Genomic DNA, 24,687 nt, shown 5'->3' on the forward strand with positions numbered 1-24,687 from the left:
GTTACTGAAGTTTGATTCGAATGACGTTCCAGGAAGCTTTAACAAGCGAGGTTTCAATCGTACCGTTTTGTTCAAGCTTGGCATTGCCGTTAGCATGAGGCTTCACGCGGTCCGGATTAGCAGCCGTATTCACAGCCTGCAGGTCATCGTTCTCAAGCACAAGATGCTCGATTACGCGGAACGAGCCAAAGCTGCGCAGATCGATTTCGAATGCTCTCGCATTGTCCAGATCGCGGTTTACGGCAAATACGGTTACTTCGCCAATCTCTTCGTTATGGACAGCTACCGCTTCCACATAAGGAACATCGGTATAGTCCTTGGAGTCGTATTTATCCGATTTAAGCAAAGGCACCAGCACCGTACCGCGGCCAAACACGCTTGCGTGCATGTACGGATAATAGATCGACTGCTTCCACGCAGCTCCGCCGTTCTCGGTCATGATTGGAGCGATAACGTTAACCAGCTGAGCGATACAAGCCATCTTCACCCGGTCCGCACGCTTGAGCAGACTGATCAGCATGCAGCCGACAACCAGCGCATCCTCATGCGTATAAATATCTTCCAGCTGCGGCGGCGCAATGGACCATGGCTCGATCTTGCGGTCGCTCTCGTTGGAGTGGAACCAGACATTCCATTCGTCAAAGCTGAGGTTAATATTCTTCTTGCTCCGCTTCTTCGCTTTAACGAAATCCGCAGTCGAAATAACGGTTTGAATAAAAGAGTCCATTCCCATCGACTGGGCAAGGAAATTCTTAGTATCCTTGTCTCTATTGCCGTAATACTGATGGAGCGAAATGTAATCCACGTTATCATAAGTCAGGTCCAGCACCGTTGCTTCCCAATCCGGGAAGGTTGGCATGCCAAGCCCCGAGCTTCCGCAGGCAACAAGCTCGATTGTTGGATCAACCCAACGCATGACCTTTGCCGTTTCGTTTGCAATCCGGCCATACTCCACTGCCGTCTTTGCGCCAATCTGCCAAGGACCGTCCATCTCGTTGCCAAGACACCAGGTTTTTATCTTATGCGGATCTTTATAGCCATGCTTAATGCGAAGATCCGACCAATAAGAGCCTGAAGCATGGTTGGAGTACTCGATCAGATTACGAGCTTCCTCCGGTCCCCGGGTACCAAGGTTAACGGCCATCATCGCATCGGTATTCGCTTTTTTGCACCAATCCATAAATTCATTAAATCCTACCAGGTTCGGCTCGATTGTCCGCCAGGCCAGTTCAAGACGTTTCGGACGGTCAGCAATCGGACCAACGCCGTCCTCCCAATTGTAACCGGATACAAAATTGCCGCCAGGGTAACGGACGATAGGTACATTTAATCCTTTTACAAGCTCAAGCACATCCGAACGGAAGCCTTGCTCGTCAGCAGACGGGTGGCCGGGCTCGTAAATACCTCCGTATACCGCGCGTCCCAGATGCTCAATAAAAGATCCATAAATTCGTTTATCTACTTCACCTACGATAAAATCTTTGTCAACGATCATTTTTGCATGGTTCGCCATTAAAGAATCACCTCGTAATTATTGAAATAATAGGAAGAATACCTTTATTAAACACCAGCCCTTGCAATAATGCAATAACGAATTCATATATAATTGAATTAATAAAAATATTAATCACTAAAAAACAACTTAATGCCCAAACTATCCATTATTTAAGAAGTTCTTTGTTGAGTATGCGGCTTGTTTCGTCTAAACTGGAATCAGCAGGTAATTTTCCGGATGGTTCGCCATTTATTGCAGGAGATGAAATACAAATGCCCAGCAAAATTCGCTCACTAGACGATGCAGCCGGACATGTCATACAGCTATTGGCTAGATTTCTTCATGTCGACACGCTCTTCATTGCGATTCAAGAAGGTTCAATCAATCGGATTGTACATGCCCATAACCGTAAAGATGCCTTGGCGCAAAGAGGCATGACCTTCCGTTCGGATGTCAGTGAGGTTATTGGACAACGCTCCCACTTTGCCGTGCCTTTCGAAACAGGCGATTGCCTTGTTCATGGCGCAATCTACCTGGCAGATCGCGACCCCTTATCCCCCGGCGAGGATGAGCTGTTGGTCTTGAATTCCATGGCTTCGCTTCTTAGCTATACCATTGAGCTCGAATGCGCAACCGTTACAGACAGTCTGACGGGATTGTACAACCGAAGATTTCTGGATGAATGGTTTGAACGGAATTCGGACGATGCGCCGCTTGGCGTTATGTTCATTGATCTGAATGAATTCAAACAGATTAACGATACTTACGGCCATGACTTTGGGGATCTCTTATTGATTGAAATCGCGAACCGGCTCAAGCAGCAGATTCGGCAGAGCGACCGTATCGTCCGTTACGGAGGCGACGAAATTATCATTTGCTTCCAGCACTTGAGCGAAGATAGCGGAGTACGGGCTGTTCACGATAAAATTAACGCCTCCTTCCTTGATCCGTTTCTCATCAACGGTCAGCGAGTCTCTATAACAGCCAGTATTGGCGTAAGCTCTAACCAGGGCCGTTATGCCAGCTTGAAGCAGCTGATTATGGATGCGGACCAGGCCATGTACCAGATGAAGCAGACGCGAAAAAAACCTTGAAGATGCGAGCATCAGCTCTGCACCTTCAAGGTTTTTTGGTTTGAGGGGCATCCTTTATCCGATGATTCCGTTTACCGCTGTCCATAAGCCCGTAACCAAGATCAGCCATAGAGCTATTGTTTTAAATAACCGGTCATTTAAGCGGCCAACTGCTTTAATCCCAATGATCACACCGATAATAAGCGCCGGAACCGCCCAGCCTGCAGTCTCCATGGCTGCCTGATTAAGCAGCCCTTCATATACATAGGTCCCGATCGTAATTATGTTCAAGATAAGAGAATACGCCGTAATATTCGCCCGAAAGGTCATCTTGTCGAGGCCTTGGTTGGTTAAAAAGAGTGCCGCCGGCGGTCCGCTCATTGAAATACTCCCGTTCAGAAATCCGCTTAACGCCCCGACGGGCGCATAAGCCAGCCGGCCTAGCGGTAAGCTTCTTCCGCTTAGCATCAGAATGGATACGACGGCAACAAGCATGCCTGCTCCAAGCTTCAACGCATTCGCTGGAACATAAATCAAAGCATACGTTCCAAGCGGAGCCGCCAGAAGACTTGCGACGAGAAGCGGCCAAATCTGCCTGATCCGGATATGCTTGCGGCTGCTGTACATTACGGCAATATTGGTCAGCAGACTTAATGCAACGACGACCGGAACAGCCTGCTGCAGCGGCATAAGCTTCACAAGCAGCGGCATGGATATAAGAGCAAACCCAAAGCTCGTTAACCCCTGCACAAAGCCCGCGAGCAGGACAATCATAAATACAACTACAATTTCATCAAGATGCATAACCGGTTAAAAACTCCTGTTTCTATTTAAGCAGGCGATAGATGACTTCTGCTGCCTCCGCGCGCGTCATCGATGCCGCCGGCGCAAACCGGTCGCCACCTCGTCCTTTCAGCAGTCCCTGCTCATATGCCCATTGTACAGAAGGCAATGCCCAATCTGCAATCAACGTTTTATCCCAGAACGGAAGATCGACTCCAGAAGCGGATGTCACGGCGGCTTTATGCGAGATTTCGTAAGCTTTGGCCAGCATAACCGCCATCTCCTGGCGCGTAATAGTGCCATTAGGCACGAATTGAACGGACGAACGGCCTTTTACAAGTCCCGCCTTATAAGCAGCGGATACAGCGTCGGCATACCAGGCCGACGCCGGCACATCGCTGAAGTGCGGCGTATGGTCCGTGCCGCTTGCAAGCTTCAGAGCTCGAACAAGGATAGCGGTAAATCCTGCACGGCTGATCTCGCGTTCCGGCTCATAGCTTGAAGCGGAGGTTCCGTTAAGGATCTGCTTTGCCGAAAGAGAAGTGATTGCCTGCAAGGCCCAGTGGGTGGCCGGCACATCCGTATAGGACTTGTCGAATTCCAACAGAGCATAGCTGCTGAAATGCGTGACCGACGCTTCCCATACCCCATTCGCCAATTGCCCGCCTGCATACTGAATCGATCCGTCTTCACCCATATAATAAATGCCCGTTAATTCGGGATTGCCGTTCTGCAGCGCCTTCATTCGCAAGGTGAGCGGGCTGCTGAAGACGGAAAGCTTCTCCGCGTTACCTGCTGCATCCGTAACCGAGAGTTCAAAGTTATAGATGGTGCTAAGTGAACGAACGTTTTCGCCCGTGCTGCCAAGCAGCTTTTCCGCTGCATCTCCCGTTACCGGAACAAAGCTTAGCGTAATTTTGCTGCCCGCTTCGGTCTTCAGCTTAGCCAGCAGATCAGCAGCAACAGACGTTGGAATCGTAACGGACAAGTTCCCTGCCGAAAGGGTAATAGGACCTCTCTCCAATTGATCGTACAAACCGGATGGCAGAATCACTTGAGTCGTTCCTTCCGGTAATGTTACGGCGTACCCGCCCTTCCCGTCTTCAGCCAATTGCGAGGAGATAATCGTAGCAACATCACCGTTGCCCACTGCCCCGCCGTTACCGATGCTGCCGCCATTTCCGTTATCATCGCCGCCGGAAGGCAGATCACCCGTTCTCACAAGCGCAATATCGTCCATATAGCCCCATGCGCCTGCCGGAGCATCCAAGTCAAAGCCGAAGGATACTTTTCCGTCTCTAACTTCAATATTGCTGACCGTATACGAGTGCCAATCATTCCAGCCTGTATTTACGATATTGGCGCTGTATGTTTTCCCGCCGGATTTAGCGTACAAGCTTATCTTCTGGTCGTCATACACGCCGCCGGAAGCCGAAGCGCGCAGCTCATAGATACCGTTATCCAGATTCTCGAGCGATTGCGTAATCACATACTTAAAGGCTGTGCCAAACCAGTAATTCAGCGCATATTCGCCGGATTTGGCATTCGCAGCATTATGCTCAACCTTCGCCGCTCCTGTCTCCCCGGTTATTGTCCAAGGCGTCAGAGCGCCGTTCTCAAAGCCCGGATTTTGCGCGACATTAACCTCTACAGCTTCCGCCTTCACCAGCTCAAGCTTGTCAAAATAACCCCATGCGTTAGCCGGTCCGTTAACGCTGATGCCTACCTTAATCTGACCGTCCGTGACCTGAATATCACCAACCGTATATGGCTTCCAGACATTAAATCCTGCGTTTGTTACCGGTGCGCTATAAGTCTGGCCGCCGGTTTCTGCCGTCAAAGAAATGACCTGATCCGCATATTCGCCGCCTGAAGCATAACCGCGAAGCTCATACGTTCCGTTCTCAAGTCCTGTCACGGTCTGGGTTACTTCATAAGCAAACGCCGAGCCGGACCAATAGTTCAAGGCATATTCCCCGGCCTTGGCATTACCGGCATTATGCTCTATCTTCACTGCTCCGGAATCACCGGTTACCGTCCAATCCGACAACGTGCCGCTTTCGAAGCTGCCGTCCTTCAGCAGATTCGGGCTGCCCGTCACCGTAACCTCAACAGAGGTACGAAGAGCTGTTCCCGCCACATCACCTTGAACCGTAAACGTCCCTGGCGTATTCGCAAGCTCCGAATCATATTCATCCCATTCGACTGCTTTGGCCGTAATGGTTCCTTCGTTATAGAGCACCTTCGCATCGGCCGGCAGCACGAAAGCATCCCCCGTTGCAATCGTAACCGGCGTTGCAGGATAGACAAGGATCGGATCAATTGTGCTCATGCTTCCCGGCACATATTGGAACGCATTAAGCGAGTCAAGCGCATTGCCTTCATAGTCAAACATCGCCTGATTCTCCCATGCATTGCCCTCGCCTTGCTTCCAGCCTACGCCTGCCAGCCAGGCCGGCTCCCAGTAGAAGACGCCGAGTCCAAGACCGCCCTGCACATGCGCAACGGTATTCAGCACCGTCTCGGTCACCAGCTTCTGATTCGCAACCGATGCTTCCAATCCAACCAGCTTTGTTTCATTCTCGCCAACCGTATTGGGATGATTGTCGCCGTTCTCGAGTGTCTGGGGATAAGACGTTTCCGCGACAACGATCTGCTTGCCGTATCTGGCGGCTACATCATCCATATTGGATTTCAACTGCTGGAACGTGCCATGCCAGAAAGGATAATACGACATGCCGATAACGTCGTAATCGACATCCCTAGCTTCCATTGCGTCAAAAAAGCTGCGGAACTTGCTGTTGCTGCCGCCTTCCGCCAAATGAAGCATAATCTGAGTCGATTGGCCAATCGGCATTGTATCTCTCACTGCCTTCGTGCCTTCGCTAATCAGTTGGGCTAGGTTATCCATATTGCCCGTCGAGCCGTCAGGCAGCAGCATGCCGCTGTTAATTTCGTTGCCGATCTGCACCATGTCCGGATATGCATCCGCTTCTGCAAGATCACTCATAACATCCCTCGTATAATCATATACCGCCGTCTTTAGATCGGCGAAGCTAAGATCCTTCCATGCCGCAGGCTTAACCTGCTGTCCCGGATCCGCCCAGAAGTCGGAATAATGGAAGTCCAGAAGCAGCTTAAGCCCCTCAGCCTTCACTCTACCCGCCATCGCCAGCACATGCTCCTTATCGTTATAGCCATCTGCCTGCACCGGATTATTCCATAGGCGAAGCCGAACGTAGTTAACGCCATGATTTTTCATAATGGTGAGCAGATCCTGCTGGGTCCCGCCATCATAAAACTTCACGTTCCTATCCTCGAGCGCCTGAAGCGTCGAAATATCCACGCCTTTAATAAACGTATCGGGATCGGACAGATTGCTTTCCGCCGCTTCCGCCTTCTTTACTTGTCCAATACTCAACAGCGATGTAAGCGCTAACGTAAATGTGAAAAATAAAAGAATGCTTTTTTTAGCTAACTTTTTCATCTTTTTTCCTCCCTTTTTGGGTTTTAAAAAGGAGGAGACATTAGTCCCCTCCTACTACCCGATTAGAAGTCTCATAATTGAGAACGTTTTTGCGTGAGGAAAAGTGGTGTCCACTGAGGAGCGTAAGCGTTCGCCTTTGTCTGCGGGAAATCCATTGAGATTAAATTCAAATTTCCTGCAGACAACAGTTACAACGAATGTGAGTAATAACTATCAAACTTACTCACATTCAGTGGACCGAAGGGGATGCCACTTTCCTGCGCAACTCTCGTTCTCTTCCGTTTATTGAGCCCCTTATTGAGCCGCCAAAAACGCGTCGATCTGGCTCTGCAACTCTGTTTGAACCTTCTCGATACCCGCTGCTTTCAGCTGGGCAATCAGATCCGCATGACCTTTGTCGATGTCCTTGATCAAGCCGTACTCGAGCGGAATCGCGTAACGGAGCATGACATTGCCTACGTTAGCAACTTCGTTCTTCACGTTGGCATCGTTGAACACGAAGGTCTCAAGCTTGAAGTGATAAACCTTTTGCTCCCATGCCGTAGCAATCGCGTCCGCTTCCGCCGGGTACGATGCATCCTTGCGGTTCAGCGGGGAGTTCGAGCCCCAGTTGGAGAAGCCCGTGTAGTTAGGCGTGCCAGGAAGCGCGTTGAATTTGTCATCGCCTACCGGCTCATAGTTCGTGCCGGCAATACCGTACATGAACAGGTCATGGATTTCTTTATCGTTTTGCAGCAGGTCAAGCACCATCAGCGAACGTTCCGCTTTCTTCGATGTGGCATGAATGGCAAAGCCGTTCTGCGTCGAGATCGCCGCGATTTTCTTGCTGTTAGGCGTCAGATCCGCAATCGCCAGCTCCACATCCGGCTGCTCGCGTCTCAGTTCGGCCAGATTCATTGCTACCGTACCCAGGTTTTGTGCGTAGGAAGCGGTTTTACCAGCCTTCATGTCCTGCCATACGTCGTTTTTGTTGGAGACGATGTTCTTGGACCATGCGCCGTTGTCCGCCAGGTCTTTATAATAAGCAAGGAGGGATTTGAATTCCGGCGTGTCATAGATGTTGAATACTTTGCCTGTCGCATCATCCAGCTTGTAAGCAAGCGGCATGCTGTAGTCTACCAGGTTGAAATCATTCGCCTGCTCGAGCAGGATTTGGTCAAGCTCATGCCATTTCCAGCCGTCGGCGCCTTTAGCGTTAAAGCCGTTGATGCCTTTTTCGTTCGCCGCAATCGCCTTCAGGTAAGCCGCATAAGTCTCAGGGCTGTTAACCGGCTCCAGGTTATGCTTTTTGCGCAGATCTTCGCGGATCAGTACCGCTTTGTCCGTTACTTCAGGGTTGTTGTTTGGTACCAGGTATTGCTTGCCGCCTACCTTCGACTGCTCCCAGGCAACAGCCGGCATGGCTTTCATCGTCTGCGGCATAAATTTATTCAGCATGTCGTCGGTCAGCTCCATGAAGCCGCCTTTGAGCGCTTGGTCATTATAGAACGCCCAGTTTGCCGTGTAGGCAATGTCAAAATCCTCGTTCGCCGCGAATTTCAGCGGGTACTTCTGCGTCCAGTCCGCCCAGTCGAGGAACTCCGCATCAACGGTTGCGTTTACTTTTTCCTTCAGCTTTTTATTCAGCTCACCGAAGACAGTGTCATAATCAACCGGTTTGCCGCCAACCATCAGCATTTTAATCTTTAGCTCTTCCGATGTATCCGCAGCGCCTGCATCCGTTGTTGCCGCAGGAGATTGCGATTCTGCAGCCGGCGACTGCGTCGCTTCCGCATTTGTTCCGTTGTTGTTACCATTGTTGTTGCCGCATGCACCTAGAACTGAAGCAGACATGATAAATGTTGCTGCCAGCATCATGGCCGATTTTTTGTTTCGCATGTGTATCCCCCTAATAATGGTAGTCATGTATGATAACCAGGTTGCCCTGAGGTCATCCTAACCTTTTACTGCGCCAAGCGTAAGACCTTGCACGAAATAACGTTGAATGAACGGGTAAGCGAGCAGGATGGGACCTGTTGCGACGATCGTCATCGCCATCTTCAGACTCTCCGTCGGAATGTTTGTCGTCACGACAGCTCCCGATGCAATCATCGCTTTGCGCATGCCGTCCATGTTGCCGAGCATTTTGTACAGATAATACTGCAGCGGCATCAGCTTCTCGTCGCTGACAAATAGCAGCGCGTTGTACCAGTCATTCCAGTATGCCAAAGCGATGAACAGCCCGATGGTGGCAAGAACAGGCTTGGACAAGGGCAGAATCAGCTGGACGAAAATACGGAAGTCCCCTGCGCCGTCGATCTTGGCCGATTCGGTAATCGCCTCCGGTATGCTGCTCATGAACGTCTTCATGACGATAATATAGAACACGTTCAGCAGCATCGGGAGGATAAGAACGATCAATTTGTCTTTCAAATCCAGATACGTAACGATCAGCATATACCATGGCACAAGACCTCCGCTGAACAATGTCGTAAAGAAGAAGAAGAAAGCAAACTGGTTGCGCCATCTGAAATCTTTCCGCTGCAGGACGTAAGCCGTCATCGCCGTTACGAATAATCCGACCAGCGTTCCGATAGCCGTCACCATAATGGTGACCCCATACGCCCGGAGCATCTGCTCCGGATATTTGAACAGCATGCTGTAGGCCTCGGTGGACCACACTGCCGGTATGAGCTGATAACCCTTCTCCACAATGGAGCTTTCCTGCGATAACGAGGATGATACTACGAGCAGGAACGGTATGAAGCAGATAACCGCCAAGAGCGATATGAAGATGTACCCTATCACTTGCAGCAGCATGATGTCTGCCTGCCGTTTAACCCCGCTTTTCCCTGTTTGGGCAATTGCACTCATCTATAATCCCTCCAAAATGCTTGTTCAGCATGTGCTTTTAGAACAAAGCATGATCTTTGTCGTATTTGCGTACCGCATAGTTAGCCAGCAAGATCGTTGCAAAGCCAAGCACGGATTGATAGAAGCCGGCAGCCGCCGATAATCCAATTTCGTTTGAGGTCGTAAGCGACCGGAAGACGAAGGTATCTATAACATCGGTCGAGGAGAACAACAGACCGTTGTTGCCAACCATATTGTAGAACATCCCGAAATCGCCTCTGAAAATATTACCGACCGCAAGCAGCACCAGAATAATTACGGTTGGGAACAGGTTCGGCAGCGTAATATGCCAGATACGCTGGAACACGTTAGCGCCGTCGATCTCGGCCGCTTCATACATCTCGTTGTCGATGCCCGTAATTGCCGCCAGGTACATAACCGAGCCATAACCAAGCGTTTTCCAGGCAGATACCAGCACCAGAATGACCGGCCAATACGAAGGCGTGTTGTAAATATCGAGGGGCTCAAGACCCACGGCCTTCAGCAGCACATTCAGCGTACCTACATCGTAGTTGAACAGGTTGTAAGCGATCGCGCCTACGACAACCCACGATATAAAGTAAGGCAGGAACAGCATCGTCTGCGAGAACTTGCGGAACCATTTGCCCACGGCTTCGAAGAGCAGAATCGCCGCCGCAATCTGCAGCACATTGTTGACGATGATAAAGGCGATATTATACAGCGCCGTGTTTCTTGTTACCATCCAGGCATTGCCCGACTCGAAGAAAAAGCGGAAGTTGCTGAGCCCGTTCCACGGACTTCCGAATATGCCTCCCGTGTTGTTGTATTGTTTGAATGCAAGCACAATGCCGGCCATTGGAACGTAAGCGAACAGTATAAAAAAGATTACCGCAGGCGCCAGCATGAACAGCAGCGTCTTGTTCTGAAGGGCATAACCCCAAAATCCGCGTTGCTTCATCCGATTTCTCCTCCTGTAAGATCTCTCTCTTGTGTATAGGTCAATTATATAAACCCGGCCGTCCTTGCAAAATTAAGGCGAACTACAAAAAGTAATACTTAATCTACGATTTCAGTCAAAAGGTTTCGTTTATACGCATTGGAAAAAACGAAAGCCTGCAGGCCCGGAAATAGCGGCCGCAGGCTTATTTATTAAGGTCAAACGGACTAGATTTTATGCTTCTTCCGGTATTCGCCCGGCGTCATGCCGGTAAACTGCTTGAACTGCCGGTTGAAATAAATAATGTTCTTGTAGCCGACCCGCTCCGCAATCTCATAGACCTTCAGGCATGGATCCGCCAGCAGCTCCCGGACCCTGTCCATGCGCCGCTCGTTCAGCCAGTCGCTGAACAAGGTGCCCGTCTCTTCCTTGAACAAGGTGCTCAAATAATTCGGCGTAAAATCAAAATGCGCCGCCACTTCCTTCAGCGTAATTTTCTGCTCCAGCCGCTCGTCCACAAACGTCATGATGTTGTCGAACAGCTTGCGCTTCTGCTTCTGCCGCTTCACGTACAGCATCTCCGACAGCTCGAAGAATCTTCGCCGCAGCCAAGACAAAATATCGTCAATCGTCTCGAATTGGAACAATACGGCCGCCTTTTGCGCATCCCACTTCAGCAGCTCGTACAGATTCTCGCTTTGCTGCAGCAGATCCGCATGCAGCTTCGACGTTACCCGGATAATGAGATCATAGGCATATTGCTTCTGCGACACATTTTCATTCTTGTCAAACAGCTTTAGAAGCCGGTCATCTATCGCTACCAGATCATAATCCAGTATCGCGGCAAGCATCTGCTCCACGTTCTCTTCCACGTTTGGCTCGAGCTTGTCTTCCCTTGCCGTGCCGGACACATCCTTGATAAGCCGGTTCTTGCCAAGCAGCCACTTCGCGCTAAGGGCCGCCTGCGCCTGCCTGTAAGATTCGCGCAACTCCTCTGTATCTCTAGCGGAGCTTCCCGCTCCTGCCGTTATCGTGACCGGAAAGCTGCGGCCGACTTCTCCAACCAGCTCCTCCAGCATCGAGGTGAACCGGTCATCCGAGATTGGCGAGAGGATCGCGATCCGCCCGTCATGGCTGGCAAGCACCGTGCCTCCGTTATGATCACTGACGAACTGCTCGATAGAGGAGAAAATATTGCGAATTTGGCTGCGCCGCTCCTGCTCGGGGATTTTCCACTCCACATCGTCAATCTCAATTATGGCCGCCGCCGCCCCATATTGCAGGAGAGAGGTCAGGAATGGCGCGATATGCTCCCGTTCATGCTCTTCGGAAGCATCGGCCAGCCATCGAAGCAACAGCTCCCGGTTCACAAGCGACAAGGCCTCCGTCACAATCGAATGACGCTTGCGCTCGCCTTCCACCTGCTTGTATACAGTCTCCAGCATGTCATGCAGCTCCTGGTCCTTCACCGGCTTCAGCAGATAACCCGACGCATTCATCTGAATGGCTTCCTTCGCGTAGCTGAAGTCTTCATGACCGCTGATAAAGACGATCTGCACATGCGCGTTCAGCTCCTTCGCCTTCCGCGCGAACTCCGTCCCCGACATGATTGGCATCCGGATATCCGATAGAATGACGTCAATCCGTTCATCCTCCATCAGCTTCAAGGCTTCAAAGCCGCTGCTTGCCGTACCTACGACCTGCAAGGGCAAAGGGCTGCCCATCACCCTGCGCCGCATCCATTCCAGATCAACCGCTTCGTCATCAACTAGTAATACCGTAATCATGCCAGCTGTCTCCTTTGCTCTTCCTCTTGCATGTTGCCTTCTCTATCCATGGGCAGCAGAATCCGCACCGTGGTTCCTCCGCCGAACACGCTTCCCATCTCAATGCCGTATTCATCGCCGTAACGCAGCTTAATGCGGTCATCGACGTTGCGAATCCCGTAACCGCCGGCATGACCCGGCTGCGCCATCACTGATTTCAGATTATCCGGCTTCATCCCGATTCCGGTATCAATGACCTTCAGCTCCACCTTATTTCCGATAGCCCTGCCGCTGATCCGGATGGCAATATGGCTGCCAAACCAAGCATGCTTGAAGATGTTCTCCACAAAAGGCTGCAGGATCAGCTTAATGACCTTGCAATCCTCCAGCTCCCGCTCCATATCGATATGGACATCAAACTTTCCAGCATACTTAATACGCTGGATATCCAGATAAGCTTCCACCTGCTCCAGCTCCTTCGCAAGCGGGATAAACACCTGACCGTCATTCAGCGTCAGCCGGTAAAACTTCGCCAGTCCTTCGACCATCCCCGTTACCTTCTCCGTCTCCGACAGATTGGCGAGGCTGCCGATGGTCGATAGCGTATTGTACAGGAAATGCGGATTGATCTGCGCCTGCAGCGCTTCGAGCTCCGCCTGTTTCTTCTGAATGCCCTCCACATATACCTTCTTGATCAAATCCTGAATGTTCCCCGCCATGTCGTTAAAGGCTCCGGCAATATGAACAAACTCGTCATTGCCGCTGAAGCGGAGCCGCTTCTGAAAGCTGCCTTGCTGGAAGGAGCGCAGGAACGAGATGATCCTTCTCATTTTCCGTCCGGACAGTCTTGCGACCAGGAATCCGATAAGCGACATGACCAGGAAGCTGATCAGGCAGACGGAGAAAATAACGCCCCCCAGCTTGCCCGCATCCTTGCTCAAATAGCTGCGGGGCACAAGCGTCTCGATGACAAAGCTGGTGTTCGGAATTTTATTTTGCAACACGAGAAAAGTCGATTGATCCTCTTCCGCGGAGCTTGCCGCTTCCGCATGCTCATTGTCTCCCCGTTGATACAAGACCGAATTCGCGCTAGTGTCCACCAGCCGCAAAATAAGCCCTTCCTCGGTTGGAAACGCTTTAAAATCACCCAACAAATCATCCAGCCTCGTCGTGATCCGGACGTAGCCGATAATCGTCTTATAATCGTTGTAAGAGACCAGCTTCCGGAAATGAGAGATATTGTTCAGGCTTTGGTCCGTATCAACCTGCAGCCAGATATTATCGCGGTCCGAATCCTTGATCTCGTTGAACCACGACTTATTCGTAATCTCGCTGTATGGCAGAATATAATAGTCGCTGTCCTTGATTTCCTCGTACATGCTGTCGCCGTCGACCTCATTGAGATAACCGTTGGTCGTATAAACGAGCAGGCGGATATGGTTGCCGTACAAGTGCAGAGGCGCCTGAATCTGCGGCACAATCTCATCGAGCATCGTCAGATAGGTCTGGAACGGATCCCCTTTCTTCTGCAATGCCCGCTGGAAGGACAAGCTCCCGAATAAGGTATCCGACATCCGCTGGATCTCGTCAAGCTGGTAGCTGAGGTTATTTTCCGTCTGCTCCATCGCTGTCTTAATATTGGTCTCTGTCATTTCCGTCCGGGACTGTATCAGCATCGTATACGAGAAATAACCAATCATGGCATCCGTAACCAAGACAAGCAGCAGGTAGGAAATCATCATTTTGTACGTAAAAGGCATGAACGTTCTCATCCGCTTGTCCATGGTTGCCGCGTCCTCCCGGTCCTATCGTTAATGAATAGGGAAATCATAAACGAATTTGTCCAATAAATAAATAGGAGATTGCATGAACCGGAGGGGGCATATCCACTATAGGCATCCGCATACACATGGTATGAACGGTATTTATCAAGTACGGGGGGATAGCGGAATGAACCAGGATGAGATCCGTGCACTGGAATATGCCATCGATGAAATTACAGAAATCGCAACAGGTTTTGGGCTCGATTTTTACCCGATGCGTTATGAGATTTGTCCGGCGGACATCATTTACACCTTTGGCGCCTACGGGATGCCGACGCGCTTCAGCCACTGGAGTTTCGGCAAGACGTTTAACAAAATGAAAATGCAATACGACTTCGGTCTAAGTAAAATATACGAGCTTGTTATTAACTCCAACCCGTGTTATGCCTTCCTGCTTGAGGGCAACTCGCTCATTCAGAACAAGCTCATTGTCGCCCACGTGCTGGCCCACTGCGATTTCTTCAAGAACAATGCCCGCTTCGGCGCGACGAACCGCAACATGGTCGAGAGTATGTCCGCTACGGCCGACCGCATTCATCAGTATGAGATGGATCACGGCACGGAAGCCGTCGAGAAGTTTATTGACGCCGTTCTTGCTATTCAGGAGCATGTTGACCCTACCATTATTAAGCCCTATCAGCTGGATAAAGGCAGGTACATTGAACTGCTGACTAAGGAAAAATCCCGTTCATCGAAGCAAACGCCTCTATCCGAATATGAAGACTTATGGTCACTTGAAGCTTCCGAGGATTCCGACGGCGCTTCCGGTCCCGCTGCTACGCATTTCCCTCCCGAACCGGAGAAGGATCTGATATGGTTCATTGAGGAATTCTCGCCAAAGCTTGAGCCTTGGCAGCGCGATATTATGTCGATGCTGCGCGACGAGATGCTCTACTTCTGGCCGCAGATCGAGACGAAAATCATGAACGAAGGCTGGGCTTCATACTGGCATCAGCGCATTATCCGCGAGCTGCCGCTCACCAGCGATGAGACAATTGAGTTCGCCAAGCTGAACTCCTCTGTCGTAGTGCCCTCGCGGCATAGCCTGAACCCGTATTATCTCGGGCTAAAGATCTTCGAGGATATCGAGAAGCGTTGGGATAATCCGACAAAAGAGGAGCAGGCCAGATTCGGGCGAGTGCCGGGCAGAGGGCGCGAGAAAATATTCGAGGTCCGGGAATTCGACTCGGACATCTCCTTCCTCCGCAACTTTTTGACCAAAAATCTGGTTGATGAGCTTGACCTGTACATCTTCGAGAAGAAAGGTCCGGAGTGGAAAATTACGGATAAATCGTGGGAAAACATTCGCGAGCAGCTCGTTTACTCCAAGGTAAACGGCGGCTTCCCGAGCATCGTAGTCACCGACGGCGACTTCAACCGGATCGGCGAGTTGTACCTGAAGCATAACTACGAAGGAACCGAGCTTGATTTGAAATACGTGGAGCGAACCCTCCCATATGTCGTTCATTTGTGGGGCAAGAACGTCCATCTCGAGACCGTCGTCGAGGACAAAAAGATTGTCTTCAGCTGCGACGGGAAGAAGACCAGTCGGAAGTTTGTGTAGAAGGAATATGAAAGACCGGGAAGCTAGTGTTTGCTTCCCGGTCTTTTGTTCGCCAAGCTACATGAGTACAATTGGCGTTAACTCCGCAAAATGCTCCCGCTTCGCTTCTAAATGCTGGAGCCAGAGCTCCACCAAGTGGTTTCCATCAATAAGCTCAATGTTCAAGCCTTCCGCGTAGGCGATTGCATGGGAAGTAAATTTAGATGTCGTTACGACATATCCGCCCTTCGCGCCTTGCTTGATCATCTGGGAATGGACAATCGCAATCGGCTCGTACCCGACGGGATTCATGTCGTTATAACACTTGACTTGTCCCAAATACAGCCCGTTGTCCGTTTGTTCTTCAATGTCGATTCCATAATCCCCGGAGCTTTTGGTCACATGGGTACTGCCATCCCGTACGGACGTCATAATCCTCGCGACAAAATGCTCAAACAGCAGCGGATCCTCGTCTTTATCCAGTTCCGGATCTTTCCTGAAACGGTTGTACAAGCCAATTCGCAATGTTTCCTTCATTTCATTATTAGACGCAAAGGCTTCAACCGCACTCATCTGGACAAGCTCTAACAGCTTCTTTTGCTTGAAATATAAGTACATGAGGTAGACGATCACCGCGGCGGACAAGCTTAACAGGACTCTTACCATTTTTCTATCAAAACCCTTCTATCCTTTACCTACCAGCATGGCCCAATTGCATCTTCTCCAATCCGCCAATCATGCAAAAAAGAGCCGCAAATGCGGCCCTTCTTAAGCATCCTTCCTCCCATAACTCCTCGCAAACTCTTTCATCTTCTTATAAGCCTTTGGATCCAGCCTCTTCATGGGATAAAACTGCGGATGATTCGAGTTGACTTCGATCACCCAAAGCTTCTGCTTCTTGTCGTAGGCAAAATCGATGCCAAGCTCATGCATCCCTTTGCGTTTGGTGCTCAGATGCTTTGCAATCTTCAGCGCCTTCGACTTCAAATCCGCCTTCCGTGTCGAAGTCGTTTCCGCCGACTTGCCCTGCTCTGTGCCAAGCTTCTCCATCGTGTAAAGCATTCCGCCTTGATAATAGTTGGTTACGATTTTTTTGGGAGCCCCAACCTTAGCCGAATAGCAGTTTACGGTCCAAGACCCGCCCGGCTTGCGCTGCACCATGACCCGGATATCGTATGCTCTGCCGTTCACCCGGTCCAGAATTATGCCCTTCTGGATAATCAGCTTTTTGTCCGACTTCTTCTTGATATGCTCATAGACAGCTGAAGCCGAACTCAAATGCTCGCTTAATTGCTTCTTATTGACGATATGCTTAACTGTATAGCCAGAGCCTTTCGCTTTCTTCACTTTGAAGATTCCCATTCCTTGTGATCCTGAATCCGGCTTCACATACACGGAAGAATGGCTTTCCAGCATCGTTTCCATATGCTCCCGGCTGAACGATACGGTATGAGGGACAAGCTTCTTCAAAGTCTTATGCGCATTCAAATACCGGCATACTTTAAGCTTCCCGTAGATACTGCGGCTGTTATACTTCTTATCATACATGGAACTCACCCTCCAATCCCAGTGTATGACCGGCGGCCCGTCATCACTTGTGCTGATGTGGATAGGCCTCTATACAACTGCAACTTAATCCGGAGAGAAGCCGTTAATTAATTATTAGGAGAGTGGTGTTTTGTGCAAAAAAATACGGTCATCCTCTGCTGCAGCTTGCTGCTTATCTTGGGGCTAGGCGCGGTCGCTTATTGGGAGCTCACAAAGGATCATTCCCAATCCATTAAGGGAAATGCCTCTATTGACTGGGTAGATTTCGTCAAGCTTAACGGACATACCTATAGCGGTCTGTACGATGGCGTCCTCGTAGACCGCAATGACATAACCAATCATACGGTGGGCAAGGTGAAATTCAAAGTCGGGGATGTCGTCACAAATCCCGATTACAGAACCAAGGAGGGTGACGCTGCTTTTCTGGCCATAGGGACACCGCTGTATGAGGTGAAGGGCTTTAAGCCAGAGGAGCTTGTTGCTGCCGAGGATACGAGCAGAATTGGCGGATATCGCATTTATGTGGAGGATTCGTATTTCAAAGCGTTTAACCAGCGCAGCTTCAAGGATCTTCCCTTTGACATGGTGAGCAGGATTGAACTGTATAAAATGAACGAAACCGCTCCTTATCGGACGCTCGTGGAGGGTGAACAAGCCGATTTCATCCATCTGCTGAATTCTGGTGAACATAAGCCAAGCTACATGCCTAACAATCGGAATGGCGATCCCGCCTATTATCAAATGGTCTTCTATGCGAATGAACCGATTGCCTATTCCTTCAGCATCGCCGATGACGGCGATCATGTTTTCTTCTATCCGTGGGATCTTAGTATCGTAGATAACCGAATTCGGACATATCTGCAGGAATAAATCATAAAGGGCCGTTCCCTATGCCACTAGCTGGCTTAAGGGAACGGCCCTTTTCTGTTAATAAGAAGTCTCTTTCCGTCATCCATAAGTAACCTTGCGCTCGCCCAGGAAGCCCTTCCCAAAGCACCGGTTAAAGCGCGGATCCCCTTATTGATAACGGAAAGCTTTATTCCGTAATGGTTTTCGTATACGTACTGCTTGTCGTGATATAGGCGGTCTGCCCATTCACCTTAACCTGATACCAATAGCTGTTGGCTTTTTTGACAAGCTCCGCTTTTTGGCCAAGCTCCAGTCTGCCAATGGTTGACGAGCTTGAGCTGGCAGCTGACTTGAGGCTGACCCAGCCTTTTACTGTTACCACGTATGTAGTCTTCGTTGGTGAAGGATTCGACGGTGTCGGATCCGGATTGGCTGGCGTTGTTCCGCCGCCGCCATTGGACGGGCCATTCCAAGCCGGTACCTGCTTCTGCGGTGGAAGCACATACGATTGCGGAATGGTTGGCGCTTTAATGGATTTACCTGCCATACCGGTAAATCCGGCTGCTGGGACTACGCGGCGGGCTTCCCTGAAGTTCTCGCCCCACCAATATTCCCAGCCGTCTACCGTGCCAAGTGCCGTCGGATTGCCATCCGAACGCGTGCCGATAACGACCGGCTGTCCATTGCGATTGGTTCCCATATAAATCGCAACGTGCATAATATGATCGGTTTCCTGCCATGTCAGAATATCGCCGATCTTCAGGTTTTCAATGCCGGTCAGCTTCCATTTGCCATTTACCTTTTGCTTGCCGACACCGGCTACCTTAGAACCAACGGTATTATAATTTGCGGATGTTCCTGTAACATTGAATCCAAAATCACCATAAACAAAACGGACAAACCCGGAGCAATCCTCGTAACCGTACTTGCCATAAGCATCCGTTCCGCTGCCGTAAACCATGTAACCATTTTCCATATACCAGATCGCCCGTTCGACGATTTGATAAGCGAGAGTGTTCGATTGGCTGGCGTACTTCGATCGGAAGTCTGCCACATTATAGAGCTCATCCTTCACATAGCTATCTGCGTTTATATACTCGTTGTACTTCTTAACAGCACTTGCCGTAGTCCATGTTGTGCTTGCATTTGCAATGCCGGCCGTTCCTAGTAAAGATCCGATAATAGCGAGGCTAAGTAGTTGCTTTTTCATGTTTTGGTCATCCCTCCCATCCCTATTAAAATATATGCCAACTCTCACCGCAACGACCAAAAAGTACCACTATTGATAGACTGAGCCAATCTTATGCCCCTATAATCTTCAAGATTTCTCCAACCAATTTCATAAATGAAACGTCATGAAAAACAGCGTCAAAGCTAGTCCAGGACTGACTTTCCCCATGTCCATCGGGCGGCATTATCGGGTTTTTTCGGGCAAAATTGCAGGATATAAATCCCATAAATATCATTTCCTCTGTTGCCAATTATGAGAAAAAATTTAGGAAAAAGTGCCCATGCAAGCATGATAGATGCTTATAGCATTTTCACTCTATCTTCACTATAATTTTTCTAGTACTTACTAACCGAGAAATTAGTCATACGAGGTGATACCGTTGTCCAAAGATAAGTTCATAGGTTACAGGGTTATGTTTAATGTGGGACCAAGGTTTATGGTTCATGTGTATATGAAAGAGGAATATTACGATCAGTGGCGATATACGAGGGATCAGCGGATCACGGACGTCGTTATCGAAGAGGTTGAAGTGGAGCTCGATTACTTTCTCGGTTAACCGGACAATACAACAAAGGCTGCTTCCCGGGTTCGCATCCATCGAACCTTGGTAAGCAGCCTTATTTTATCCCATGACATCTATTAGTCCTCGATTTTGCGCACATCGACCGTTACCTTCAACTTCTGCTCACCGCTGCCCCGGTATACCCCTTTTACAGGCACGATGTCCTTGTAATCCCTGCCATGACCCAGCTTGACGTAACGTTCGCCAACCGGCGCTTCATTCGTTGGGTCAAAGCTGCACCACCCGAGCTGAGGCACATACGCCTCCACCCAGGCATGAGATGCCTGCTCGAAATCCGCGCTTCCGCCCTGCAGATCCCCTACAAAATGATACCCGCTCACATAACGGGCAGGTATATGATGAACCCGGCAGCAAGCAATCATCAGATGGGCGAAATCCTGACACACCCCGCGCTTGCGTTCGATCAGGTCGCTTGCCTTTGTAGTCACCGTAGTCGCTTCGGGATCATAGATGAATTCGGTACGGATCTTGCCGGACAAGGAGATCAACCAGCTGAGCACGCTGATTTCTTCCATTTCCTTCTTGGCAACCGTATCCGCATACTGCCCGACCTCGGCGGTAACGTTCGTATAATTGGTTTCCAGCAGAAATTCCGCGAATCGGTTTTCCGCTTCTTCCGTCTCCAGCCATGCCCAAGCCTCCCGGGCCAGCTTGCCGTTCAGAAGAGCTGCCTGCTCTTCCGGACTCGGCGCATGCTTCGTCACTACCGTCATCTGCGTCCGGATCGTCAGGCGCCTATGCGGCGGATTCACCGAGAAGGAATGCACCCGATTGCCGAAGTAATCCTCATAGCTGAAGAGCGAGGCATTAGGCTCAATAAAGATCGCCTGCTGGTAGCAGGACTGCCGTTCATTCGTGCTAGGCGTCAGCCGGATCTCATTGACACTGTCCGTTGCTGAATCCTCGTACTCGTATTGCGTCACGTGAGATATATTTAGCTTCATGCGCTTGCTTCCCCCATGCGAAAAAAGGTTTTGGCAAAAGAATGCCCCAGCGTCTGGCACGCTTCCAGCAGATGTCCGATAATGGAGCCGTTCCGGTCGACAATCATATCGTCATGCTCCAGGCAAGCCAAATCCGCTTTCACCTTCGCCACCTGGCGGATGACGCGATCATGGGCAGTCCGGAGCTGTTTATCGGAGAGCTCGATCTGCTTCATATGCTCGTCAAGAGCATGGAAGGAGAAGACAACGGACCGCGGGAACGATTGGTTCAGAATAACAAACTCCACAATCGCCTCCACCGACATGCCGTCTGCATAAAAACGGCGGAAGGACTGGTGACCGCTAAGGGATTTCAGTACGGCCTGCAGGTACGGATAGGCGCCCGTATTGTTCCAGCCGTCGCCAGCGGCGGCATTCCCAACCGCTTTAATAATCCGAAGAGTATTCTCGGCCCGCTCCAGGAAACGACCGCATTCGATGAAATGCCATTCATTCTCGCGCGGCATAACAGATTGGCATAACCCCTGGAACAATGCCGCCCATTCCTTAATTCGCCCGTAGAACAGATGCGGAGATTCCTTCATCAGGTCCTCCGGCTGCTTCTCGCGCAGCCATAAGTAAAAGGCATTAATCGTATCCCACAGCTCGCTTGGAACCTTCTCGCGCAAGGTACGCAGGTTGCCCCTTGCATGGCTGACGCAAGAAACGAGCGAATTGGCATTATCCCGGTCGAGCGTGATGTAGTGAAGAACATCCTGCTCCGTATAACTGCCGTATTGCTGCTCGTAGGCGCCCCTGCTGCCCAGCGCATCTACGATCCGGGTCCATTTGCATGGCACCTCGCTCCATTCGCCGTCCTTGCCGCAAGCTTCAACGCCTAATTCATCTTCTGCCTGCAGGTGATAATGGACATCAATTAATCTCGCATGGTTCTCCGCCCGTTCCATATAGCGACCGATCCAAAACAACGCTTCAGCATTTCGGTTAAGCACAGCGATACCTCCATTCCTTAATCAACAAGGATTAACGATTTAACACCCATGTATCTTTAACTCCTCCGCCTTGCGAAGAATTAACGACCAGCGAACCTTCCCGCAGGGCAACGCGCGTCAGACCGCCCGGTATGACATGCGTGGAATCCTCCCGCATCAAAGCAAATGCTCTCAGATCGATATGGCGCGGGGCCATCCGTCCGTCAACCATAACCGGCGCGCGGGACAGCTTCATCGTCGTCTGCGCAATGTACCGGCTCGGGTCTTTTTTGATCTCCTCGGCAAACTCCTTGATTTCTTTGGGGGAAGCCGTTGGACCAATCAGCATGCCATAACCGCCGGAGAGCGAGGTCTCCTTCACGACCAGCTGCTCCAGATGATCAAGAACGTAGTCGCGCTCTGCCTTGCGGGATAAGAGATAAGTCGGTACGTTATGCAGGATAGGCTCCTCACCGAGATAATAACGAATCATATCCGGAACATAAGCATACACTGCCTTATCGTCGGCAACGCCGGTGCCAGGAGCGTTCGCAATCGCGATATTGCCTGCGCGGTAAGCGTTCATCAGCCCCGGAACGCCAAGCAGCGAATCCGGCTGGAACGCCAGCGGGTCGAGAAAATCATCGTCAATCCGGCGGTAAATAACGTCAACTTGGCGAAGGCCCCTCATATCCCGCAAATAAATTTTATGATCCTTGTAGACCAGATCGCGGCCTTCCACCAGATGAATGCCAAGCTGCTGCGCCAGGAAAGTATGCTCGTAATAAGCAGAGTTGTACGATCCCGGAGTAAGGAGCGCAATTAACGGATCCTTCTTGCCGTTTGGCGCAAGAGAACGCAAAGAACTAAGGAAATAATTCAGGCTGCGTTCTATGCTTTGAACGGATGAGGACAAGTATAGATCATGAAACAGCTCGCTCATGATGGTACGGCCCTTGAATAAGTAAGAATAACCGGAAGGCGAGCGGAGATTATCCTCGAGGACAAAATGGCGGCCTTTCTCGTCTCTAATTAAATCTATGCCGGAGGACGTAATATAAACGCCTCCCGGAACATCTAACCCCATCATTTCCGGACGGAAGTATACGTTGGATACAATCATTCGTCTTGGGATAACGCCATCGGTCACAATGCGCTGGGCGTGATAGATATCGTGGATGAACATATTCAGCGCTTTGGTCCGCTGGCGAACGCCGCGGTCCACCGCTTCCCATTCATGTTTGGGGATTACGCGAGGGATGTAGTCAAATGGAATCGTTCTTTCAAGAGGTTCACTCTGGTTTGGGCTGTACAGGGTGAAGGTGATGCCTTCCTCCATCATGCGCTGATTGAGTGCATGCTGCCTCATGGTCAATTCCGACGGCTTCATTCTCGTGAACAGCCGATGGATATTGTCATAGTGAGGACGAACCGAAAAGTCTTTCTCGAACATTTCATCGTAAAATGATTGCGAATCGTAATATTGCGACTGCGACTGTTTGGCCGTCGACATGCCAACCGCCTCCTCCATGATGGTACAGCACCTTACTTGATGCCTTCAGTGATGACTACCAAAGTTGGCTTGCCACCTTAATGTCAGATTATCTGACATCAAAATAGTTAATACCCCTAATTAAAGTAAATTTTTGTTAGGTTTATCATACAAGATTTGGATTTTCATGTCAACTTATATAGCACGAAAGCAGGGCTTCTGCGCTGGCGAAGAAACCCTGCTTTATATCATATGCCTATTCTCTTGTTATGTATTCAATTCCCGCAAATCTTTTGTAACGGAATCCACGGTTTGTACGAATACCGCAAGCTCCTGGGATCTTGCAGCCTGATTACGGGCTTCCACCGATGTTTTCTCCGACTCGATCCGAACGAGATGAATCTTCTTATGAATCTCGTCCAGGTTCGTCTGGATCGTCTCGAGCGCTGTACGGGAGGATGCAGCAAGCTTCCGAACCTCGTTGGCCACGACCTCAAAGCCTCGGCCCATCTCGCCCGCGCGCGCTGCCTCAATCGCGGCGTTTAGACCAAGCAGATGCGTCTGGTCCGCGATTCCGCGGATCAGCATCCCCATCTCCGTAATGCCCGCCAGCTCTTCCTGCAAGTTGCCAAGCAGCTCATGCGAACGATCCTGCGACTGAGAAGTCGATACTGCCGCCTCGGCTATCGACTGAGCTCCTTGATCAAGCTCCGTCATAAGACCGGCCAGCTGCTGAACGGAGTCGGTTATCGTGGTGAGCATAACCGATCGTTGATCGGCCAAATCCTGAATCAAGGCCTGTTCGGCACGGTTGTAGGCCTCAAGCACCAGCTGCGAATCAAGATTAAACATCTTCGACAGCGAATGAAGGACCGAGGTCCAGCTGCCCGGCAGGACACGCTGCAGCACTGACGCCGCGATATCCAGATAGGTCATATAACTTCCCAAATACCAGTCCGTTGTAAGCCCAATCCGGGAATGGACAAGACCAATAGTAATCCGGTTATCGATGTAAGCCTGGTCGATAACACCCGAGGCAAGCGAGAGCCAGTACCCGCGCTGTGTCTGTTTGAGGCGCTCGATATTGCTGACATCGGAAATAATCTGCATGAGATGCGGCTGCTGACCGATACTGTCATAGAAACGGTTAACAACCTCCTCCACTACCTGCTCGAATATAGCTTTGCAATCAGAGAGCCGCTTCAAATCCTCTTCCGTAATACGGGTATACTCCAGCTGCTTGCGGCGTTCTTCTGAGACTTGAATCATAGATCTTATCTCCTCCTGGAAACATGGTTACATAGCACTA

At 50.4% G+C, this 24,687-nt stretch carries 19 protein-coding genes; 4 read left to right on the forward strand and 15 right to left on the reverse strand.

Annotation, left to right across the window (positions count from 1 at the left end; all coding sequences use genetic code 11):
• Position 1: 1 nt before the first annotated feature.
• Positions 2-1,513: an arabinosylfuranosidase ArfA gene (arfA, locus tag M3194_RS17715; RefSeq protein WP_251655414.1), complete on the reverse strand. Its 1,512-nt coding sequence runs from the start codon at positions 1,511-1,513 to the stop codon at positions 2-4.
• Positions 1,514-1,767: 254 nt separating this feature from the next.
• Here arfA and M3194_RS17720 point away from each other — a divergent pair, with 254 nt between their 5' ends.
• The gene (locus tag M3194_RS17720) at positions 1,768-2,589 is read left to right on the forward strand and encodes a GGDEF domain-containing protein (protein ID WP_251655415.1); all 822 of its coding nucleotides are present in this window, start codon (positions 1,768-1,770) and stop codon (positions 2,587-2,589) included.
• 54 nt (positions 2,590-2,643) lie between these two features.
• Here the strand turns inward: M3194_RS17720 and M3194_RS17725 are convergent, their stop codons facing one another.
• The 7 genes from M3194_RS17725 to M3194_RS17755 form a co-directional block, all read right to left on the reverse strand.
• Complete coding sequence (locus tag M3194_RS17725) at positions 2,644-3,372, reverse strand: sulfite exporter TauE/SafE family protein (protein ID WP_251655416.1); 729 nt, start codon at positions 3,370-3,372, stop codon at positions 2,644-2,646.
• Between the two features lie 22 nt (positions 3,373-3,394).
• Positions 3,395-6,838 (reverse strand): glycosyl hydrolase 53 family protein, encoded by a 3,444-nt coding sequence (locus M3194_RS17730; protein ID WP_251655417.1) that lies wholly within the window; start codon positions 6,836-6,838, stop codon positions 3,395-3,397.
• A gap of 294 nt (positions 6,839-7,132) precedes the next feature.
• A complete protein-coding gene (locus M3194_RS17735; protein ID WP_251655418.1) occupies positions 7,133-8,716 on the reverse strand; it encodes a DUF3502 domain-containing protein in 1,584 nt (527 codons plus the stop codon).
• A 57-nt stretch (positions 8,717-8,773) separates the two neighbouring features.
• Complete coding sequence (locus M3194_RS17740) at positions 8,774-9,691, reverse strand: carbohydrate ABC transporter permease (protein ID WP_251655419.1); 918 nt, start codon at positions 9,689-9,691, stop codon at positions 8,774-8,776.
• 37 nt (positions 9,692-9,728) lie between these two features.
• Positions 9,729-10,649, reverse strand: coding sequence for an ABC transporter permease (locus tag M3194_RS17745; protein WP_251655420.1), 921 nt, complete (start codon positions 10,647-10,649; stop codon positions 9,729-9,731).
• Positions 10,650-10,855: 206 nt separating this feature from the next.
• Complete coding sequence (locus M3194_RS17750; RefSeq protein ID WP_251655421.1) at positions 10,856-12,415, reverse strand: response regulator; 1,560 nt, start codon at positions 12,413-12,415, stop codon at positions 10,856-10,858.
• Positions 12,412-14,178 carry a sensor histidine kinase gene (locus M3194_RS17755; RefSeq protein WP_251655422.1) on the reverse strand — a complete coding sequence of 589 codons (1,767 nt, stop codon included), beginning with the start codon at positions 14,176-14,178 and terminating at the stop codon, positions 12,412-12,414. The genes M3194_RS17750 and M3194_RS17755 overlap by 4 nt, the downstream gene beginning before the upstream one ends.
• Positions 14,179-14,344: 166 nt before the next feature.
• Between M3194_RS17755 and M3194_RS17760 the strand changes: the two genes are divergently transcribed.
• Entirely contained in the window at positions 14,345-15,781 is a 1,437-nt protein-coding gene (locus tag M3194_RS17760) for a SpoVR family protein (protein WP_251655423.1), read from the forward strand.
• A 57-nt stretch (positions 15,782-15,838) separates the two neighbouring features.
• Here M3194_RS17760 and M3194_RS17765 read toward each other — a convergent pair whose 3' ends face one another.
• Both M3194_RS17765 and M3194_RS17770 read right to left on the reverse strand, forming a co-directional pair.
• Entirely contained in the window at positions 15,839-16,426 is a 588-nt protein-coding gene (locus M3194_RS17765; protein WP_251655424.1) for a restriction endonuclease, read from the reverse strand.
• 102 nt (positions 16,427-16,528) lie between these two features.
• The gene (locus tag M3194_RS17770; protein ID WP_251655425.1) at positions 16,529-17,308 is read right to left on the reverse strand and encodes a YheC/YheD family protein; all 780 of its coding nucleotides are present in this window, start codon (positions 17,306-17,308) and stop codon (positions 16,529-16,531) included.
• 132 nt (positions 17,309-17,440) lie between these two features.
• Here M3194_RS17770 and M3194_RS17775 point away from each other — a divergent pair, with 132 nt between their 5' ends.
• Entirely contained in the window at positions 17,441-18,178 is a 738-nt protein-coding gene (locus M3194_RS17775) for a hypothetical protein (RefSeq protein WP_251655426.1), read from the forward strand.
• Between the two features lie 166 nt (positions 18,179-18,344).
• Here the strand turns inward: M3194_RS17775 and M3194_RS17780 are convergent, their stop codons facing one another.
• Positions 18,345-19,367 carry a C40 family peptidase gene (locus tag M3194_RS17780; protein ID WP_251655427.1) on the reverse strand — a complete coding sequence of 341 codons (1,023 nt, stop codon included), beginning with the start codon at positions 19,365-19,367 and terminating at the stop codon, positions 18,345-18,347.
• A 400-nt stretch (positions 19,368-19,767) separates the two neighbouring features.
• On the opposite strand from M3194_RS17780, the gene M3194_RS17785 reads away from it, so the two are divergent.
• On the forward strand, positions 19,768-19,944 hold the full coding sequence (locus M3194_RS17785; protein ID WP_251655428.1) for a hypothetical protein: 177 nt from the start codon (positions 19,768-19,770) through the stop codon (positions 19,942-19,944).
• Positions 19,945-20,027: 83 nt separating this feature from the next.
• On the opposite strand, the gene M3194_RS17790 is transcribed toward M3194_RS17785, so the two are convergent.
• From M3194_RS17790 to M3194_RS17805, 4 genes are all read right to left on the reverse strand, one after another.
• Positions 20,028-20,915: a transglutaminase family protein gene (locus M3194_RS17790; RefSeq protein ID WP_251655429.1), complete on the reverse strand. Its 888-nt coding sequence runs from the start codon at positions 20,913-20,915 to the stop codon at positions 20,028-20,030.
• Positions 20,912-21,907 carry an alpha-E domain-containing protein gene (locus M3194_RS17795; RefSeq protein WP_251655430.1) on the reverse strand — a complete coding sequence of 332 codons (996 nt, stop codon included), beginning with the start codon at positions 21,905-21,907 and terminating at the stop codon, positions 20,912-20,914. The genes M3194_RS17790 and M3194_RS17795 overlap by 4 nt, the downstream gene beginning before the upstream one ends.
• Positions 21,908-21,938: 31 nt before the next feature.
• Positions 21,939-23,399: a circularly permuted type 2 ATP-grasp protein gene (locus M3194_RS17800; RefSeq protein WP_251655431.1), complete on the reverse strand. Its 1,461-nt coding sequence runs from the start codon at positions 23,397-23,399 to the stop codon at positions 21,939-21,941.
• Positions 23,400-23,645: 246 nt separating this feature from the next.
• A complete protein-coding gene (locus M3194_RS17805; RefSeq protein WP_251655432.1) occupies positions 23,646-24,647 on the reverse strand; it encodes a globin-coupled sensor protein in 1,002 nt (333 codons plus the stop codon).
• Positions 24,648-24,687: the final 40 nt, after the last annotated feature.

It is taken from the genome of Paenibacillus glycanilyticus (assembly GCF_023715145.1).
Taxonomy (GTDB): Bacteria; Bacillota; Bacilli; order Paenibacillales; family Paenibacillaceae; genus Pristimantibacillus; species Pristimantibacillus glycanilyticus_A.

Excerpts from the sequence above, each read along its gene's own strand:
- M3194_RS17720 (WP_251655415.1), top strand. The coding sequence starts at position 1,768 with ATGCCCAGCAAAATTCGCTCACTAGACGATGCAGCCGGACATGTCATA.
- M3194_RS17805 (WP_251655432.1), bottom strand. The coding sequence starts at position 24,647 with ATGATTCAAGTCTCAGAAGAACGCCGCAAGCAGCTGGAGTATACCCGT.
- M3194_RS17790 (WP_251655429.1), bottom strand. The coding sequence starts at position 20,915 with ATGAAGCTAAATATATCTCACGTGACGCAATACGAGTACGAGGATTCA.
- M3194_RS17745 (WP_251655420.1), bottom strand. The coding sequence starts at position 10,649 with ATGAAGCAACGCGGATTTTGGGGTTATGCCCTTCAGAACAAGACGCTG.
- M3194_RS17760 (WP_251655423.1), top strand. The coding sequence starts at position 14,345 with ATGAACCAGGATGAGATCCGTGCACTGGAATATGCCATCGATGAAATT.
- M3194_RS17755 (WP_251655422.1), bottom strand. The coding sequence starts at position 14,178 with ATGGACAAGCGGATGAGAACGTTCATGCCTTTTACGTACAAAATGATG.
- M3194_RS17780 (WP_251655427.1), bottom strand. The coding sequence starts at position 19,367 with ATGAAAAAGCAACTACTTAGCCTCGCTATTATCGGATCTTTACTAGGA.
- M3194_RS17730 (WP_251655417.1), bottom strand. The coding sequence starts at position 6,838 with ATGAAAAAGTTAGCTAAAAAAAGCATTCTTTTATTTTTCACATTTACG.
- arfA (WP_251655414.1), bottom strand. The coding sequence starts at position 1,513 with ATGGCGAACCATGCAAAAATGATCGTTGACAAAGATTTTATCGTAGGT.
- M3194_RS17735 (WP_251655418.1), bottom strand. The coding sequence starts at position 8,716 with ATGCGAAACAAAAAATCGGCCATGATGCTGGCAGCAACATTTATCATG.
- M3194_RS17740 (WP_251655419.1), bottom strand. The coding sequence starts at position 9,691 with ATGAGTGCAATTGCCCAAACAGGGAAAAGCGGGGTTAAACGGCAGGCA.
- M3194_RS17800 (WP_251655431.1), bottom strand. The coding sequence starts at position 23,399 with ATGTCGACGGCCAAACAGTCGCAGTCGCAATATTACGATTCGCAATCA.
- M3194_RS17765 (WP_251655424.1), bottom strand. The coding sequence starts at position 16,426 with ATGGTAAGAGTCCTGTTAAGCTTGTCCGCCGCGGTGATCGTCTACCTC.
- M3194_RS17725 (WP_251655416.1), bottom strand. The coding sequence starts at position 3,372 with ATGCATCTTGATGAAATTGTAGTTGTATTTATGATTGTCCTGCTCGCG.
- M3194_RS17750 (WP_251655421.1), bottom strand. The coding sequence starts at position 12,415 with ATGATTACGGTATTACTAGTTGATGACGAAGCGGTTGATCTGGAATGG.
- M3194_RS17770 (WP_251655425.1), bottom strand. The coding sequence starts at position 17,308 with ATGTATGATAAGAAGTATAACAGCCGCAGTATCTACGGGAAGCTTAAA.